Below are 18903 nucleotides of genomic sequence, written 5' to 3'. Positions count from 1 at the left end.
ATTCAGAATTCAGAATTATGAATTAACAATAACAACTAAATACCACAAGCTAAACCCAATTAAAAAGACAATGCCTAACCAACTTAAAACGTGTAGTTTTTTTGATGGATGCCACTCCTTGGGCGTGTGTTTGCTGGAAATTAAAACATAATTGATAATAGCATAAAAAGGTGCTGTGATGAACGATAAAATAGTGGCTATTTTTATTAGCAATCCCATTTCCGAAGCCATAAAGAAAAATATAAATAGAGTGCCGACGGTCAATAAGGCAATCCAGAAACTGTAATTGAATCTTGAAGATTTTTTGAATAACAGCGTAGTGGTTCTAGCCATAGCTCTTGGTGAGGCATCTAAAGTGGTCAACGTGGTACTGAACATGGTGGTGAAAGCGGCAATACCAATGATGATGTAGGCCCAATTACCCAAGTTTTTTGTGTACATGTTAATTAACTGTCCAGAAAAAACAGATGCAGAATTACTAAAGGTTTCCCCGCTATGGAACATCACCAAAGCTCCTAAAAACAAAAAACCAATGCCGATGATTATGGTGTTTAAGTAACCTATATTAAAATCGAATAAAGCCGATTTAGGTGAATATAATTTTGTCTCCTCATTTTTTTCTATGGCCCAAAGCGATTGCCATACCGAGACATCCAATGGGGCGGGCATCCACCCCATAAAAGCAATTAAAAAGGCCATTTCCAATCCGTTGGCTGGTATTATTTGTTTAAAGGAAAGTGGTTCCGGGTATTTTAACAGTGCCATGCTTACGGCTATTAGGGTACTGATGGTTAATGTGATTACAATAATCTTCATTAATCTATCCAATAGTTTGTACTTGCCAAGTATTAAAAGAAATAAGCAAATAGCGAGAATAATAACGGTGTAAATTTCAGTACTTGAGATTGTTTTGCTCCCAATATGAAATGTTTCAAAATCGCCAAAAAGATTGGATGCTAAACCAGCCGTTACAATGGTTACCGCGGTTTGTATGGTAAACATGGTGGCTAAATTCAGTATATAATAGCTCGCCAAAACGCCTTTCCCTAATTTGTTGTAACCTTCCAATAAACTTTCGCCAGTTGCTGTGGCATAACGGGGGCCGTATTGAAAAAATGGGTATTTGAATAAGTTCACTAAAAGTAATGCCCATAATAAACCCATACCAAAATCGGCACCGGCACGTGTAGATTGTACCAAATGCGAAACGCCAATGGCTGCTCCGGCAAATAATAATCCAGGACCAAGGTTTTTGAGTTTAGTCATTTATTTTTCCTGAATAATTCCAGCAAGCAATTTTTTAGCACGCAATAACTTTACTTTTACATTGTTAATGGGCTCTTTAAGCTGAAAAGAAATTTCTTTATAACTCAGCTCTTGAAAATAGCGGAGGTTTATAATTTCTTGATAATGGGGCTTTAATTTTTTTACATCTCGAAGTAATTTTGCTAAATGCTGTTCAGTGATAAGTTCGTCTTCAGGACTGGGCGATTCATCCAAGATCTGATAAACCGATTTGTCATCATTGGAAATAATTTGGGAAATGGAGTTTTTTTCCTTCCGCAATAAATCGATGTGGATATTTTTTGAAATGGTGATGAGCCAAGTCTTGAATTTAAAGGAGTCGTCAAACGTTTCAATGCGATCGAAAGCCCTAGAGAATGTTTGAATGGTAATATCCTCAGCATCATTTTCATTTTTAATGCGTTTAAGCTGAAAGCCATACACATCGTCCCAAAACGTGTCCAATAAAAAGTTAAACGCTTTTTGGTCGTTTTCCCTGGCACGTTTAATGGCGTCATTTATTTCCAATAATTGGGTTTTGAGATCAGATTATTTATAAAGATAGTCAATTGTGCAACAATTAAAAAAACTTCAAGTACTGGAATTAAAATGATGAGGTCTTGTTCTCCCAAATTTTTTGATGCGGCAGCAAAAACAGTGTACTGTATTATAAACTTAATTAAAAACAAGCCCACTACGATGTACCATTTAAAAGTTGCAATTAAAAGTATGATGGCGAATAGCCAAAACAACAATTGGCTGCAATATAGTAATGCCAACAAAACTTTATGGTGGGTTTTATAATATTTGGCTGTTGAAATGTGGCGTCTTTTTTGCTTTAACCAGCTTTTAAAAGTGGGTTTTGGTTTAGATTCGGTAAAACTATTTTCAGTAAAACAAATTGCGGTATTGCTTTTTGTTGCTGTCTGATTTACAAACAGATCATCATCGCCAGAACGCACTTTTATATGATTGACAAATCCATTGGCTTTAAAAAAGGCTGTTTTGGTATATGCCAAATTTCTGCCAACCCCCATATATGGGATGCCCACTTTTGCAAACGAAAAATACTGGATGGCAGTAACCAAGGTTTCAAAACGTATCAATTTGTTCAAGAATGATTTTTTGTCCTTACTATAAGCGCCATAACCTAATACAATATTAATGTCATCATTAAAATGCGAGCACATATCGCGTATCCAATACTCTGAAAGGGGTTTGCAATCGGCATCGGTAAATAAAAGATACTCGTTTTTTGATGCTTTGATGCCAAGGGTCAATGCGTATTTTTTGTTCCCCCAAAAGGCTTCAATATTTTTAACATCAACAATTTTTATGTTTTTATGTTGTGCCACAAATGCTTCCATGACTTCAAGCGTGTCGTCCGTTGAAGCGTCATTGATTAAAACAATTTCGAAATTAGGATAATTTTGTGCTATGATTGAGGGCAAAAAATCTTGGAGATTTTCTGCTTCGTTTTTTGCGCATACAATTACAGATACTCCTGTGTTTTTATGGGATTCCTTTATGGGTTTGATAAAGGCGAATTTTCCGAAGAAAAGGATGTAAAAAAAAACTTGAATAAAAACCACGGCAATAAAACCGTAGTAAACAACATCAAGTAGGGTCATAAAATATTAGGAATGCTTAGGTTCATCACAAGTACTAAATTCATCGGGGGTTTTTCCGCAAAAACTACACGCCTCCCCCTCTTTATTAAGCATTGGGTTTTGGCTGGCACAAGTTCCAGAAAATTTGCCGTCTTTTTTCGCCCAAAGTTTTATGGCAATACCTGCAATTCCTATTCCTAATAATACGAATGTTATTAAAAGAAGTGTCATTTGTCTTTATTATTTACTGCAAAGATAAAGAATTTAACCATTAATTTCTAAAAAATCATGTACCGATTGTTTAAATATCTTTGGTGATCTGTGAAGCATTTATTATCCGATAAAGAATAAAGCACGAAAGAAAAAAGAATAGAGAATAGAGAATAGAGAAGTACATGTTACAAAGTATGAAATACGAAGAATAAATAATAGACAATAACTACTCATAATGTGAATCAAGTGTTGAAAAGATTAAAACCCATTACGAATTATAAGACAATGTTAGTGGGCGTTGGACCTAAAATCGTCGTAGATACAAACGTTAATTAAATAAAAAGGGGCGTAGCCCTGTTATCTCCATAAAATAACACGATAATGAACAAAAAAGATATAGCCCTGAAATTTAATAAACATGGCAAACACGTACACAATTATTTTATCAAAGATGTCAGGGCTAACGCCCCTAATTCATCATCATGGCTCATTTTGCTAATAAGACTACAGGGCTAACGCCCCTAAGTTAAGCGCGCTCTCCAATTTTCACTCGGCTGGATAGTTATAATATTTTAACCCTTGATTCGCATTCATAATAAAAAAAGCCTCATTTAAAGTACAAAATGAGGCTTTTTTATGGGGGATTTTGTTTGCTATTAATCTATTGTAAATCAATTTCTGCCACCATATTGTTTAAGGAGGCTCTTGTGTTTCCACCTTTAGGCTCTATGGTGATGTTTAAGGCCAGTGCATTTTCAGTGTAAGGAATAAACCTAAGTTGTCTATCTGCTTCGCTTAAAATACCTAAACTGACCATCTTACCTTGTAGCTCTGCCCAAATTTGGTAACATTGATCTTCCGGTAATTTTGGCAAAGACACCACATCGATCATCGATGTTTTGTCTTTTGGGTTTATATAAGCTACAGTTTTTAAATCTTTTGCTCTGCTATTGCCTTGCATAATGTACTTATAGGTATTAGGGTCATTAAGTTCCCTAAATTGGTCCATTATGTTGTCCAGTTTTTTGTTGTTGGCTTCAATATCGCTACGTAAATCAAAAATTTCATCTACAACCACTTGGTTTTCATCAGCTAATTTTTGGTTTTTCAAATGTAAAAAATACGAGTTTCCTGCAAATATTAAGGCAGCTACACTGGCAGCTACACTAAATTTGTACCATATTTTTTGTCTTGTTGTAGTATTCAATTTCACAACAGGGGCATCATCAAGTTCATCTAAAATAGTATTTAAGATGCTTTTAGGGGCTTCAACAGCATTACTTTTTGCAACAATTTCTAAGTTGTACTGTAATGTATTGTATGCATTCTGAACTTCTGGATATTTTGAAATATAGGATTCAACCAGTTCCGTTTCGGCAGAAGTTGTAGTACCCAATAGATATTTTTCTAGTAGGTCAGAATTTAAAAAAGTAGTTATTTTCGCATTCATGACTGTTTTTTTAAGGATTATAAATTTTTTTCAATTCCCGCAATCCAATTTTTAATCTCGATTTTATGGTGCCCAGTGGAATATCGAGTTCTTCACTGGCTTCTTGTTGGGTCATGCCCTCAAAAAAGAGTGCATTGATCACTATTTGGTATTTCTCGTCCAAACTGTCCAGGTGTTTTTGCATGTCCATGACATCCTGATTTAATTCGTCCGCTGATATTTTATATACGTTAGATGTATCCATTTGGACTTCCTTACCATCTTTGTTTTTTTGCGATCTAACCTTGTCTATAGCGGTATTGTAAGCAATTCTGTAAAGCCAAGTGAACAGTTTTGCTTTACTGGAATCGTATTTTTTTGAGTACCTCCATATTTTAATAAAACTCTCTTGCAGTACATCTTGCGCCGTATCATCGTCTGATATGATCTTTTTCACAACACCATATAAGGCATCCGCATAGTTGTCATAAAGTAAGGTAATGGCTTTTTTGTCGCCACGTTCCAACAAGCCAACTATTTCTTTTTCTATGGATGATATCAAAACAGATTCAATTTAATAGTGAAAAATTTCAATTTAAAAATGTTGTCAAAGTTAGAGATTTCTTTGATATTATAAGATGTTTACTTCGGCTTCTATATAAATCCCGAAAAGCTGTTCGATGGTTTTTTGTATTAATTGTGAAAGATCTAAAATATCGGAGCCTTTGGCATTGCCATAGTTTACAAGTACTAAGGCCTGATTTTTATGTACGCCATAATCGCCAAAACGCTTCCCTTTAAAACCGGCTTTTTCAATAAGCCAACCAGCAGGAATTTTTACGTCATCACCTGAAATGGGGTAACTTGGCATGTCCTCAAAATTTTGAAGCAATTTATGATAATGGGTTTTTGAAACTACTGGGTTTTTAAAGAAACTGCCACTATTGCCAATAACTTTAGGGTTTGGTAGTTTGCTTTCGCGAATGGAAATAACGGCTTTTGAAATATCTTGGATGGTAGGATTTTTAATGTGCATCACTTCCAACTCTGAAGCAATGGTGCCATAATTTATATGCAGTTTATGGTTTTGTTTTGAAAGTTTAAAGGTTACGTTTGTGATAATATAGTTGCCTTTTGCTTCATTTTTAAAGATGGAATTTCTATAATCGAAATGGCAATCCTGTTTGTTGAAAGTTTCTAAAAGTTGTGTTTCTACAGAAATGGCTTCGCAAGATTCAAAAGTATCTTTAAGCTCTACACCATAAGCGCCAATGTTTTGAATGGGTGCTGTACCAACATTTCCGGGGATTAACGATAAGTTTTCAACGCCACCAAAATCGTTATTAATGCAGTACATAACAAACTCGTGCCAATTTTCGCCGGCAGCGGCTTTTACCAATACAAAATTTTCATCTTCTGAAACAATTTCGATGCCTTTTAAGTTAACGTGGATAACAAGTCCTTCAAAATTTTGGGTAAGCAGCATATTACTGCCGCCACCTAAAATAAGTTTTTTTGGGTATTTTTTTAACGATAGAATTTGTTTTAATTCTTCAATAGTTGATACCGACACAAAATAACTAGCAGTAGCATGAATGCCGAAAGTGTTATATGGTTTTAAAGATATGCTTTGTTCTATTTTCACGGGTTATAGGGTTTTGTGATGTGGTTTTGAGTCAAAACACACCATGGTTTTGTATAAGAGCTGAGGCGTGGGTTGGGACAAACCTTTTCTGAAATAAACTGGCAATGGAAAATACAGGGATTTCCCAAGTGGGCACAGACCAAGCCATAGCTATTCATAGGACGCCGTGCTGTGCGATGGCTTTTTCAACTATTTTATTCAATTCAGTTTCTTTTTGAGTTCCGATTAGAAATTTTTGCCCATTCAAAAGCTCAATCGCTAAACCTTTATTTCCTTTTGTATTATAAACAGTTCCGTATTTTGTCCAAAGTCGGATTCCCCAACCTCCAACAAATCCATAATTCACGATCTCAGCACTTTTTATTTCTTTCCAATTCACTCGTTTTTTAACGAAAGGGAAGAAGTTCATTCGGATTTCATTTTGGTTAATTTCAGTTTTCAGTCGCATAAACCAAAACATAGCTATTAAACCAAAAATAAATACAGAAAAAATAATCAATCCGACGTCAGACATTGGTTTGTCTCCAAATTTTTCTCCAATGATTAGTTGCTTATAAACTCCGAAAATAGGTAAAATTCCAATCCCGATTAAAATCAGCCAAAGCCACCATTGTGTGAATTTTTGCTCCTCCTTAAACTCGATTTTCATTTTATGTTCGGTTTTTTTGCTTGCGCACAATGCATTCTATAGTAACCTTTTTTCCTTATACTCCGTAAATAGGTCTGGGTAGGGTTGGTTTCCCGTTACTATTACCCCGTAAATATAATCAATCTTTCCTACATAAAACCAAAAAATCCCGACAGGAAACTATCGGGATTTTATTAATCCGTTTTTTTTAAAACAACTGATTATTCTGGTTTATCCATAGAAGCATCACGTGCCAAGGGGGCATCGTCTGGCGCTTTTCCTAAATAGTTGTCAAGGTTGAATAACGATTCATCGCTGGCTTTTGGTCCACCGGCTATTTTCAATTTATCCAATAAATCCATCACCAGTTTTTCTTCTTCAATTTGTTCCTTAACAAACCACTGTGCGAAATTATACGTAGCCCAATCTTTTTCCTCATGCGCCAAATTAACAATCTCATAAATGGCAGTTGTATTATCTACCTCATGCTTAAATGTTTTTTCAAAACATTCTTGTAAGTTGGTAGGATTTTTTGGCGGTGCTTTGATGGCCGTTATTTTTACCTCGCCACCACGTTCCATTATGTATTGCATGACTTTCATCATGTGGTCGCGTTCTTCGCCAGCATGTCTAAAAAAATAATTGGCAATGCCTCCATACCCTTTGCTGTCTGCCCAACAGCCATAGGATAAATATATTTGGGCCGCATCTGCCTCTTTAGTGACTTGGGAATTTAAAATGTTTTCTATTTGTTTTGATAATCTATTTGTGTCCATAATCCTTAATTTTTCTTAAAATTATTAATTTTTGATAAGGCTTATGGTTTTTATAGCATTAAAGTTTAACTCAAATGCATTATTTTTTTAGCATTTACACATCATTTTTTCGATTTTCTTTTAAAAAATTGTAAAACTCTGCAATAATGTATTGACACTTCTACGGAAATTATTTTTCTTCTAACATTTAAAAACCCACTATGTGATTATTAAAGACAGAGAACTCATTTAAACTTTTTCAATTTATAATAATGGAAAGGTTTAAACTTTCAAAAATCGAGTAGGAATTTTTGCCTGAGTGACATATATTGAATGACTCCAATTTTAATGCCACACGCAACGCTACCCTCTTGGGAGGGGTTGGGGGTGGGTTGGCCATTAATAAAAAATTGGGATCAATTGAAAATAGTAATTGAAAGACTAAAAACCCACCCCTGGCCGCTCCAAGGAGAGGAACAACTCTCGTTCTATTTCAAAATTTTAAAATCTTTCGAAAAATAGGCAGTAATTAATCTTATCCTCCCGCCCGATAAGAGAAAAACCGCAATCGTTAAAAGTTTAAATCACTTCAGAATATTAATCTTGAAAATAATTATCCATCTTATTATTTGAAAATCTCTTTGCTTCTAACATGTTTCGATTCGTTCTTTTTCCATTTTTCAGATGAAGAAAGAAAATCGCAAACCTTGTCTTGGTAATAAACTTTAGGCCATAATTCTTTTTCGAAATCACATACGTTTTTATAGGTGGCTTCTGAATGGACTATTAATCTATAAATAAAGCTGTCTTTTGGCTCGCGATGTTTATTTATTACATGACTTAATGTAGTTGGTTCTATATCTATGTCCAATGCAAAATTTTTCCTTTTGTCGTATAAAGTGTCCACATAACTTTCTAAAAATTTAGGAAAGTAAGGTTGTCTATTGGATATGGGATTTTCCAAATAGGCTTCCATTTGATATTTTAGTTGTAAAAGCTTGGCGATAATGGTTTCTTTTTCTTCTCGTTTTCTAAACCTTAATTCACGGACGCTCAAAATAGCGTCACGTTCTGATAATTTTTCCTTATTGGATAAATTACGAGAGTCAACTAAATATTTGAAATCATCCAATTCTTTATTTACTGTTTTATCCATGATCGTATTTTCTAATGAGTTTAATTAATTCCATGCCATCTAAAAACAAACTTTTTCCTGCTTCAAGCATTAAATATCCTTTCTTGTAATGTTCTGCCAATGTTGTTTTCGGAATAAGCGAAATGCAAGCCCATTCACCAAACAATTTAATGGATTGTTTTCCAGCAAAAGCAATTAAACAACCAACTATATTATCATATTTTTTATTTTTGCCTCTATTTTCTTTCGAGACAGCAAGAAGTCTGATTGAAATTCTAGATTCACTTTCAAATATTTCCAAGGATACAAGACCTAATATGTCATTTTCTCCCTTTATTTGGATTTTATAGATGTTATTATCTTTTTCTTCTTTCCAATGGAACCAATAACGTGTTTTTGTGATAGAACTGAAATCCTGCTCAACTACGGAAATTATTTCAACTTTATGTGTTTTGCCCGAGCTACTTCCGATAACCATCATGCTCAAATATGCAAAAAGTATGCAGAATATGTATATTTTTAATTTATATGTTTACAATAAATGTATAGATATGTAAAATTGATGACAGATTATGAAAAATCAAAAATCCCGACAAAAAAACCATCGGGATTTTGTTTTTATATAAACACACTTAATACATGACAAAAGACGGAGTATTAGTATATGGTATTGATAATATGCTTAAATTCAAAAAAAAGTATAGCCCTGTCAGGTTTTTAAAACATTAGTGTTCGGAAGTTGAAAATTTTTGATAAACCGTTCTCCTCCTTGGAGGGGCCAGGGGTGGGTTTTATATTTTTTATCTCATTTACAAAATGGTTATAGAATTTACCCACCCCTAACCCCTCCCAAGAGGGGAATTAATCCGTTTTTAATTTCAAATTAAAAGGTTTTTACCAACTATTTTATCCCTTTTTTGTCAATATAATGTATTCCGAACACTTATGTTTTAAAAACCTGACAGAGGTCTTGATGATAAACTAATTATGAGTTTTCAATTTATGAACAAGTATTTTTTTCATGTACTAAAATAAACTCATTTAAACTTATTTCTTCATCACGCGCACATTCATTTCCTCAATTTTCTTATCAGAAAGCATAGAAGGTGCGCCAAACAGTAAATCGTCGCTGGTGCCTGTTTTCGGGAATGCCATCACTTCACGTATCGATGCTTTTTTCTCTAAAATCATCATCAATCGGTCCACGCCCCAAGCAATACCACCGTGTGGTGGCGCGCCATAATGGAAGGCTTTGTACATGGTGCCCACGCTTTTTAGCATCTCCTCTTTGTTGTAACCCATGTTTTTATAGGTAGCTTCCAAAATTTCTGGCTTGTGTGCACGCACCGAACCACCACCAATTTCGTAACCGTTCAATATTAAATCGTATTGTTGGGCAATGATGCTTCCTATGTCGTCTTCCTTCCCATTCATGTGTTTGTCAATATCATACACCGCAGGCATAGAGAATGGGTTGTGGGTAAAGGTCCAACGGCCTTCATCTGTTTTTTCAAACATCGGGAAATCAACTACCCAAGCAGGACGTAATTCTTTTGCATTGATTAAATGCAGCATTTTACCAAGTTCCTGACGTACGGCATCCAAAGCTTTATTAGCCGTGGCATAATCGGCAGCCGAGAAAAATACGATGTCGCCCACTTGCGCGTTTGTGGCTTTTATAATGTCCGCAGCTATATCTTCACCCAAAAATTTAATGATGGGCGATTGTAAATCGTTTTCATTTACAATAATATAAGCCAATCCACCCAAACCGTGTTGTTGTGCTATGCCTGTCAGTTTTTCAATTTGCCCTTTAGATAAACGTTTGTTGCCTTGCTCTTCCGCAGACACTTTAATACATTTTACTATGCCGCCTTCTTCAATGGGTTTGCTAAATACTTGGAAGGTAGTTTCTTTTACAATGTTTGTAATGTCTTGAAGTTTTAAGCCAAAACGCAAATCGGGCCTATCGCAACCATAAAAATCCATGGCATCTTGGTAGGTTATCACTTCAAACGGACGCAATATCCATTTACTGCCATATATTTTTGTAACCACTTCATTAAACATTTTGGTGTTTAAATCGATGATTTGTTGCATACTCGCATACGCCATTTCCATATCCAACTGCGTGAATTCGGGTTGACGATCGCCACGGGAATCTTCGTCCCTAAAACAACGCGCAATCTGGAAATACTTTTCGTAACCACTTACCATCAACATTTGTTTAAACTGCTGTGGCGCTTGTGGTAAGGTATAAAACGCACCAGGTTGCTTACGGGTTGGAACAATAAATTCGCGCGCGCCTTCATCGGTTCCCGCACTTAAAATAGGGGTTTCAATTTCGAGGAAATCTTCGGCGTCCAGAATATCGCGCAATAATTTGATGACCTTGTGGCGGTTTACAATTACACGTCGCACTTCGTCGTTTCTGTGGTCTAAATACTTGTATTGAAAACGTATGTTTTCGTTGGTTTTTGTCGCACGTTTTATTTCGAAAGGCAAAGTTCTCGATAGGTTTAAAATATCCAGTTCGTAAGCTTCCAATTCTATTTTTCCGGTTCGTAAAGCAGTGTTGTAATCGTCTTCGCTACGCTGTACAATGGTTCCTGAAACGCAAATAACCGACTCGGGTTTTAATTTTACCAGTTCATCCAAATTCGGGAACGATTCCCTGCTTAAACGCACTTGGAAAATCTCGGTGCTGGAATCGCGTAAATCGATAAAAATCAATTCACCATGATCGCGCACACTGGAAACCCAACCTGCAAACGTTACTTTTTCAGAAATATTAGCTTCAGAAATAACGGTGATTACGTGCGTTCGGTATTCCTCTTTGATTACGATAGGAATTTGTGGAAGGACTTCTTCTTGCTGTTTAGTTGTTGGTTGTTTGTTGTTGGTTGTTTGTTGTTTAGCCGTTTGGAAGGAACTTGGAACTTTAAACCCTGAACTCTGGACTTGTATTAGAATCCCCTCACGAATCACTTTCCCCGAAGCCCCTTTACCTATAATCTCAATCACTTTTCCAACCAGAATTCCAGCTTTTCCTTGGTTTCCTGATTTAATATCATTGGCAATGGCTTCATTTTCTGAAACGACTTTGGCAATAGCATCCTGAATTTTTTCTTCGGAAATGGTGTTTTCCTCAAAATAAGCGTTGTAGTCAAAATTTCTATCTTTTAAATACGCCGTAATGGCATTTTGAACCAATACCGAGGTAATTTTTTCATCTTTAAAAAGTTGAAAAATTTCAATAAGATGCTCGATGCTATGGATGTCGGCATATTCGTCGGCACCGATATTGTTCACTAATGTTTTCGCAACAAAAGAAGGATCTTTCAGTTCGTTGTTTATAGTAACAAATGTGCTGGAACGTAACGAATCGGCAGTAAAAAACTTTGCATCCTGTGGCAACACGCCGCCGTTTATCAAAATAGATTCTACGGCAAAAGGAAGCGTTCTGGTATCCACTTGAATGGATTCAACAGCAGCTTTTATGTTTACAAACGGTAAATCAGGTTCCGAAATAAAACGGTAATCGGCCTCAAATTCCTTTTTGCGCATGGTTTTGGTCTGCTTTAAATCGGCATCCCAAAGAACAGTGGTTTGGTCGGGTCTAAACTCTTTATGCTCCACAAAATAGTTGAATTGTTTTTCAACTTCTTCCTTTAAAGCCTCGACCATAAACTTGAAGGAGTTCAAGTTTTTAATTTCGGTACGCGGATTTAGTTCGTAACTGTGTTTTTTGCGAAGTGATACCGATACATCCGATTTAAACTCGCCTTTTTCAAGGTTTGCTTCGGAAATTTTTAAATTCTGGACAATACGTTGGATGTACTGCGCATAAGTTGAAGCATCTTCAATATGGCGAATACAAGGTTCGGTCACAATTTCAATTAACGGCACACCGGCTTTGTTAAAATCGACCAACGAAATCGTTTTTTCATGCATCAATTTGGCCGCATCTTCTTCAATGTGAACTTGTGTTAAATTAACGGTAAACTGGCTTCCGTCATTACGGAAACAAGACACTTGTCCGTCTGGAATTACCGGGTTGTGAAACTGCGTAATTTGAATGTTTTTTGGGTTATCTGGGTATTCGTAATGCTTCCGGTCCCAAGAAATCACTTCGTTTTCAAAAGACGATTTTACCGCTTTTCCGAAGTAAATCGCCTTTGTAATCGCTTCTTTATTAATGGCAGGTAAAACGCCCATTTGTCCAGTACAAACAGAACAGATGTTTTGGTTTGGTGCGTCTATTTCTTGGTTTGGGCAAGAACAGAACAGCTTGGTTTTTGTGTTTAACCGCACGTGGGTTTCCAGTCCGATAACCAATTCTAAATCATGGGCTTTTAAAGCGGCGTCTAATTGTTCCAGGTTCATGATATCGTGTCTTTTAAGAAGTTGGCAAACTTCAAAACGAGTTCGTCATTATTTTTTGCTGCCGTTATTTGCAGGCCTGTTTCTGTGCCTTGAGGAACGGCCAACGTAGGCAATTGGCCTAAACTAAAACCAACCGTATAGGCATCGCTTAAATACATAGCATGCGGGTCTTTTAAACTGTCGCCAATTTTCGGCGGTGTTCCCGGAGTTACGGGAGAAAGAATGATATCAACCTCTTTAAAATCGTTTTCAAAATTGGATGAAATAGCATCTCTTAAAGCCAATCCTTTTAAATAAATATCATCTGAAAACCCTTGGGATAATACTTGGTTTCCACCAACAATACGTCGTTTTGTTTCTTCTGAAAAATTTTCAGAACGTGTAACAGCATACGATTCTTTAAGGTTTTTATCTTCAATACGATTGCCGTAATTACTGCCATCCAACCGTGATAAATTAGAAGCCGTTTCAGCCATCGCCAAGGTATAATACGTAGAAACCAAAATATCCGATTTAAAGAAATCCAGTTCCTTTACTTGAATGCCTTTGGCTTTTATTTTTTCAATAGAATTTAAAAAATCAGATTTAATTTTAGGATCAATCGCTTCACTTTCAATGAAATTTTTGAAATATCCAATGGTTTTAATGGCATTTGAATTTAGAATACTGGCTTCGCTTATTTCCGCGGAAGCGTAAGTCGTTTGATCTTTAACGTCTTTTCCACTCATCACGTTCAATACCATGCGAATATCTTCAATGGATTTTGCAATCGGGCCCACGCAATCTGTTGATGACGCATACGCCATCAATCCGAAACGCGAAATACGTCCGTAAGTTGGTTTTAATCCGTAAACATGGTTATAACCAGCAGGTTGACGCACCGATCCACCCGTATCGCCACCAATGGAAAAAACCGTATAATCTTTAGCAACATTGACTGCCGAACCACCACTGGAACCACCTGCAACCAACCCAGGATGTATAGCGTTTTTAACCGCTCCAAAAATGGTATTTTCACTAGAGGAACCATGGCCAAAACTATCGCAGTTTTCCTTTACGATTGGTATGGCGCCAGCATCCAACAATTTTTGAATGGCCGTTGCTGTATAAGCCGCTTTGTAATTTTTAAGTAAATCGGAACTCGCTGTGGTATAGGTACCTTGAACCATGTACACATCTTTTATGCCGAACGGAATGCCTTCCAATAAACCAATGGTTTCGCCTTTTTCAATTTTGGCATCCACTTTGGCAGCCAATTCTAAAGCCAACGTATCCAGTAAAGCATTTACGGTGTTGTTGGAATTCGGTTTAAGTAAACTTAATTTATCCTTAATTAAGGAGGTACAAGAAATATCCTTGTTTACCAATTGTTGATGGATTTTTCGTATTTGAGACTCCATAATTATTCTTCTATAACTTTAGAAACCACCAAATAACCATTTTTTGATTTCGGGAAATTTTCGATGATGATTTGTTTTTCGATGGCAGAACTTTCAATCACCACATCGGCTCTCAAATCATCTAAAGACACGCTATTATTATGATTGTTATTAAAAGCATTATTTGTGGATTGTGCGTTTTTTATCACATCAAACAACTTGTTCACCGCGGCACTGGGTTGTGCTCCTTTAATACTCGACAATACGTCCACTGTCATCATTTTGCTCATGCCTTAATTTTTAATTTAATAATTTCCCGAAGGCAAAGCCTCGGGATTTCCGCTTAAACCTCGCTTTTGGGGAGGTCGAAATTGCCGTTCAGCAATTTTGGGTGGGGCAGAATGTAAAATTTCTATTTTCGTTCTAGGTTTTAAGAAATTTTTTATTCAAAAAAAAGCCTTCCGTATTTGGAAGGCTTTATATATTTTTTAAACAATAACCTCCCCGTCCTAACAATTAGGATTATTGAAATTATTATTGTTGTTATTCAGCATTGTTCTTATTTATATCGACAAATATATACAGAATAAATAGACTAAACGCTTTTTTTTGTAATATCCTTTTTTAATTGTGAGATTGCTAAAAAACTTAAAGTTAAGTTAGTGGTTTTGCAATTTATCTGTAACAATTGTTGATTTAGGTTAAACTTTTAAGTTTACAAAATCATGAAAGTTTTTGTGTAATTGTGTTTTTATGGGTTGACAAGTTTAATTTTGCACACTTGAAGTAATAAAAACGTTGGTAAACAAAAAACTATCTTTTATAACACACATTTTTTCCTACAAGAACCCAAAAAAAAGAGGCTATTCCACGAGTTGTGGGACAGCCTCTAAAAATCATTAAAAATTTTTACCTCACAATTATAGCCATATCTACACGACGGGCATGCTGGTCTGAAGATGTTTTGTCTTCACCCCTAAAAGAAGTGATAATACGATTTGGATCTATGCCATTGTTAATAAATGCTTGTTCTACTGCTTCCGCTCTACGCATGGAAAGTTGTTTGTTGTAACTGGCATTTCCTTTAGGACTTGCCCATCCTTCCAGCATTATTTTTGCCTCAGGATATTTAACCAAAATCTGGGTCAGATCTTGAATACGGCTAAAATAGTTGGCATTTAATGTTGCTGAATTGTTGCCAAAATAAACTTGTTGTTTAAAATAAGATTTTTTTTCTGGTGACTCTTTCTTTTTAGCCGCTGCCTTATCAGCATGCATCATTTTTGATTCCAAACTATCCAAATGCTGCCTTAAACCTTTAAGCTTTATATTCACATTATTCAAACTATCAGTTAAAGAAATGCTGTTTTTAATGGGTTTATTGGTTTCAATATTCTTTAGCGAATCAATTTGATTTTGTAACTTTTTTATTTTATCGTTGTTTGAAGGAATAATCATTGTTGGGTTTCCGTCGTTTTGAGGATACAAGGGAGCAAGGTTAGGGTTACTGGGCATAATGATGGTTGAATTATCCCTGCCCATAGATGGTAACTTATTATTTAAACTTAAATTGTCAATTCTTTGGTTTAAATAACGTAATTCTCTTAAAATTTGCTCATTTGAAATATTATCGTATCGCGTTTCCTGTTCTGAGCGCTGGTTGTATTTTAACCTTAAATCAGCTAAATCTTGTTTACGCCTTCTATTTTCTCTTTCTTTTAGCTGGTAACGTCTAGCCTCTGCTATAGTACTTAAAAAAGAGTTCAGTTCAGATTCTGTCATTACAATAGTACTTTTTTCAGTAGCCTGTTCAGTAGTGTTTTCGCTTTGGGCGAACAGACCTACAGGCACTAATGTGCATAGGGTAAGTACTAATAATAATTTATTTATGGTGTTTAAATGTAACATCTTTTTAAAATTGAAATTTATAACCCACAGAAATTATATGTATATCTACAAAGTTATGGGCGGTATAATCTGCAAATAATTTGCCTCCCATGACATTAAAAGAAGTTCCAAGAACAAAGTTGGGACTAAAAGTGCTTTCTCCTGCAACATCGTTATAACCAAGGCCTAGACCCACATAAGGTTGTAAAATAATGCCTGCATCTACATCAAAAGGAATCACAACATTGGCATTTACTCCAAACCCGGTATTTTTTCCTGGAGCTAAGTACAGATCGGGCATAAACTTAAAAGGGGAATTGGTAAATGCATAGTTGCCTCTTATGCCAATAATCATAGCCACATCATCCGCTAAGGCGGCTCCTGTAAATATGGACATGCCTTCATTTATTACCCACCCAGTTGCCACACCTTCATTTGAAGTTCCAGATTTCACAGTTGTGTTGCCATCAGTATCGGTTATTACTTTAGTATTCGATGGCTGACCTATCATCTGGGGTGCAGGTGTGGTAGATTGTTGTCCTGAACCAATAATCAACGTTTTATCTTGATTATTCCCAGTATTATTACCTAAGCTGTTGATTTTATTTGTGTTTGTGTCAATTTTTCTATCCAACTCATTTAATTTATTTAAAATTTGTTGGGAAGCATCTTCTTGACGAACAGGCGAAAGATTTTCTCTGTAAGTTCCTGTATTTATTTCTAACAGCAATCGTTCTAAACGATCCATTCGTTCTTCAGTGGTTTGAGGTCTATACGTTTCTTCATCAACACCTTGAATCACTTTTTCAATTAAATCTTCAAGTTCTTTAGGTGTCATTTCAACCCTAGATTCTTTCACTGTTTTCTTAATGCTGGATTTAGTTTCTTGAGCAGCATTTTTAGCTTCTGGACTTACATTGTATTTAGCTTCTTGAGCAGCATTGTCTTTTTCGCGTTCCAAATCTTTTTTCTCTTCAATAATGGCAACTGCTTTTTTTGCATCGTTATTTTTGTAAGCATCAGCCAGTTCAGACTCTAAACTATCAATTCTATCTTGATAAACTTGTGTTCTATCATCTACTCTTTGGTCTATTCTTCTCTGTAAAATTTCATCGGTGTCATTAGTTCTATTGCCTAATTTTAAACGAACTCCTACACTGTACAAAGTGTGTTGTTTAAGCTCGTCTGGGTCAATCGTGTTTTGCAAATCCTCATCGGCCCTTTGGGAAGTAAACATCATATTGGCGTCACCAAAAATTTCCAAATTTCTACTGATTGGTATGTTTAAACCTAAGCCACCTTTTGCAAAGTAACCTGAAGAGGCACCGTTTAGCCCATCTTTGCCAACATAATTATCATACACATTTAAGTAACCTCCACCCAGGGTAATATAAGGCACCACACCACGCGCCACGTTTAAATTGGCAATAAAATCACCCCCATACATGGCCATATCTTGCCAGTCGGTAGATATTTTTTCATTTCTGGTCGCTTGGTAGTAGTAACCTCTCAATCCTACATATTGATTCAAATCAAAGCCAACTTTGCCACCAATAAAATAAGCATCTGCCAAATTGGTGTCATCATCAAAGTTAATGTACGCACCAACAGGTTCTATAATTAACTTAAAGCCACCTAAACCGCCCGAAAATTTGTTGTAATAAGCTCTATCCAACGCACTGAATTCTCCAGGGGTACGACCGCCCAAGTAAAACTGTAAACCTGCCAATACAGACCAGTTATACGTTCTGGTTTTATTATTGTCACCAAGCCAATCTTCAATATCGCTTTGATCTTGTCCTTCCTGATACAGCACAGAGCCAGGGTTCATGTTAAAAACAGTGTTTTTTGCTTCTAAATTAAGAAACAACCTATCGCCAAGTCTAATTTGTGTGCCTAGACCCAAGTTTGCATAAATTTGTTTTGATTCTTGTTCGTTTTTCGGGGCATCTGTTGCAGCAATATCAACAGTTAACGTTTGCACTCCTGCCCCTAAGGTTAAGAAGGGAACGAAAGTGCCCCGTGTAGGGATATTGGCTTTAAATTCGCCGCCAATGCGTTCAACATCCACACTTCTAGAATTAAAGTTGTTTACAAAGTTGTCTGAAAAAAAATCAAAGCCGCTTACTGTATTCTTTAAGTCGTTGGATTTTTCGTAAATCCCTCTCAGTTCAATAGCTTCGCCAAATCCAAAACCTAGTCTTCCTCCAAACATCACACCGTCTTCAATGGCTGTGTTGTTGTCGAACCAAGTATAGCTAGCAGTTGGTTGTAATGTTACTGTTACATCTTTCATTTGTGCTTGTAGATTGGTTCCGATGAAAACCAACACACACAGAGTAATTATTTTTTTCATGTTGTTGTGTTTTTTATGAATTTACGATATTTTTTACAAAAATATTCACAAATCGTAAATTTTTTTGACACAAACAATTCAAACTTTAGCTTTAAAAATTTCGGGATTTAATTTATCAAGGTTATGTTTTAGAATGTTGTAGAAATTTATTATCTTTATGATAAATATATTATTTATGGATTTGCGAAATATAATA

At 35.8% G+C, this 18903-nt stretch carries 16 protein-coding genes; all 16 read right to left on the bottom strand.

What is annotated here, in order from left to right; all coding sequences use genetic code 11:
• Positions 1-15: 15 nt before the first annotated feature.
• Positions 16-1266, bottom strand: coding sequence for an NRAMP family divalent metal transporter (locus ACU1LP_RS02840; RefSeq protein WP_445734414.1), 1251 nt, complete (start codon positions 1264-1266; stop codon positions 16-18).
• Positions 1267-1812, bottom strand: coding sequence for an RNA polymerase sigma factor (locus ACU1LP_RS02835; protein ID WP_445734415.1), 546 nt, complete (start codon positions 1810-1812; stop codon positions 1267-1269).
• Positions 1803-2915, bottom strand: coding sequence for a glycosyltransferase (locus ACU1LP_RS02830; protein WP_445735505.1), 1113 nt, complete (start codon positions 2913-2915; stop codon positions 1803-1805). The genes ACU1LP_RS02835 and ACU1LP_RS02830 overlap by 10 nt, the downstream gene beginning before the upstream one ends.
• A gap of 6 nt (positions 2916-2921) precedes the next feature.
• A complete protein-coding gene (locus ACU1LP_RS02825; protein ID WP_445735504.1) occupies positions 2922-3125 on the bottom strand; it encodes a membrane or secreted protein in 204 nt (67 codons plus the stop codon).
• Between the two features lie 643 nt (positions 3126-3768).
• Complete coding sequence (locus ACU1LP_RS02820) at positions 3769-4557, bottom strand: anti-sigma factor (RefSeq protein WP_445735503.1); 789 nt, start codon at positions 4555-4557, stop codon at positions 3769-3771.
• Positions 4558-4567: 10 nt separating this feature from the next.
• The gene (locus tag ACU1LP_RS02815; protein WP_445735502.1) at positions 4568-5098 is read right to left on the bottom strand and encodes an RNA polymerase sigma factor; all 531 of its coding nucleotides are present in this window, start codon (positions 5096-5098) and stop codon (positions 4568-4570) included.
• A gap of 69 nt (positions 5099-5167) precedes the next feature.
• Positions 5168-6181: a UDP-N-acetylmuramate dehydrogenase gene (gene murB / locus ACU1LP_RS02810; RefSeq protein WP_445735501.1), complete on the bottom strand. Its 1014-nt coding sequence runs from the start codon at positions 6179-6181 to the stop codon at positions 5168-5170.
• Between the two features lie 154 nt (positions 6182-6335).
• Entirely contained in the window at positions 6336-6830 is a 495-nt protein-coding gene (locus ACU1LP_RS02805) for a hypothetical protein (RefSeq protein ID WP_445735500.1), read from the bottom strand.
• Positions 6831-7030: 200 nt separating this feature from the next.
• Complete coding sequence (locus tag ACU1LP_RS02800; RefSeq protein ID WP_445735499.1) at positions 7031-7585, bottom strand: ferritin; 555 nt, start codon at positions 7583-7585, stop codon at positions 7031-7033.
• Positions 7586-8189: 604 nt separating this feature from the next.
• Positions 8190-8720 carry a hypothetical protein gene (locus tag ACU1LP_RS02795; RefSeq protein WP_445735498.1) on the bottom strand — a complete coding sequence of 177 codons (531 nt, stop codon included), beginning with the start codon at positions 8718-8720 and terminating at the stop codon, positions 8190-8192.
• Complete coding sequence (locus ACU1LP_RS02790) at positions 8713-9180, bottom strand: N-acetyltransferase (protein ID WP_445735497.1); 468 nt, start codon at positions 9178-9180, stop codon at positions 8713-8715. The genes ACU1LP_RS02795 and ACU1LP_RS02790 overlap by 8 nt, the downstream gene beginning before the upstream one ends.
• Positions 9181-9746: 566 nt before the next feature.
• Positions 9747-13085, bottom strand: a complete 3339-nt coding sequence (gene gatB/aspS / locus ACU1LP_RS02785) for a bifunctional amidotransferase subunit GatB/aspartate--tRNA ligase AspS (protein ID WP_445735496.1) — start codon at positions 13083-13085, stop codon at positions 9747-9749.
• Positions 13082-14485 (bottom strand): amidase family protein, encoded by a 1404-nt coding sequence (locus ACU1LP_RS02780; protein WP_445734515.1) that lies wholly within the window; start codon positions 14483-14485, stop codon positions 13082-13084. Before ACU1LP_RS02780 ends, gatB/aspS begins: the two co-directional genes overlap by 4 nt.
• A gap of 2 nt (positions 14486-14487) precedes the next feature.
• Complete coding sequence (locus ACU1LP_RS02775; protein ID WP_445734514.1) at positions 14488-14754, bottom strand: hypothetical protein; 267 nt, start codon at positions 14752-14754, stop codon at positions 14488-14490.
• A 619-nt stretch (positions 14755-15373) separates the two neighbouring features.
• Positions 15374-16372, bottom strand: coding sequence for an OmpA family protein (locus ACU1LP_RS02770; protein ID WP_445734513.1), 999 nt, complete (start codon positions 16370-16372; stop codon positions 15374-15376).
• 4 nt (positions 16373-16376) lie between these two features.
• Positions 16377-18707 (bottom strand): outer membrane beta-barrel protein, encoded by a 2331-nt coding sequence (locus ACU1LP_RS02765; RefSeq protein WP_445735495.1) that lies wholly within the window; start codon positions 18705-18707, stop codon positions 16377-16379.
• Positions 18708-18903 lie beyond the last annotated feature (196 nt).

It is taken from the genome of Mariniflexile sp. (assembly GCF_052728615.1).
This window is presented reverse-complemented; position numbering and strand designations above follow the sequence as displayed.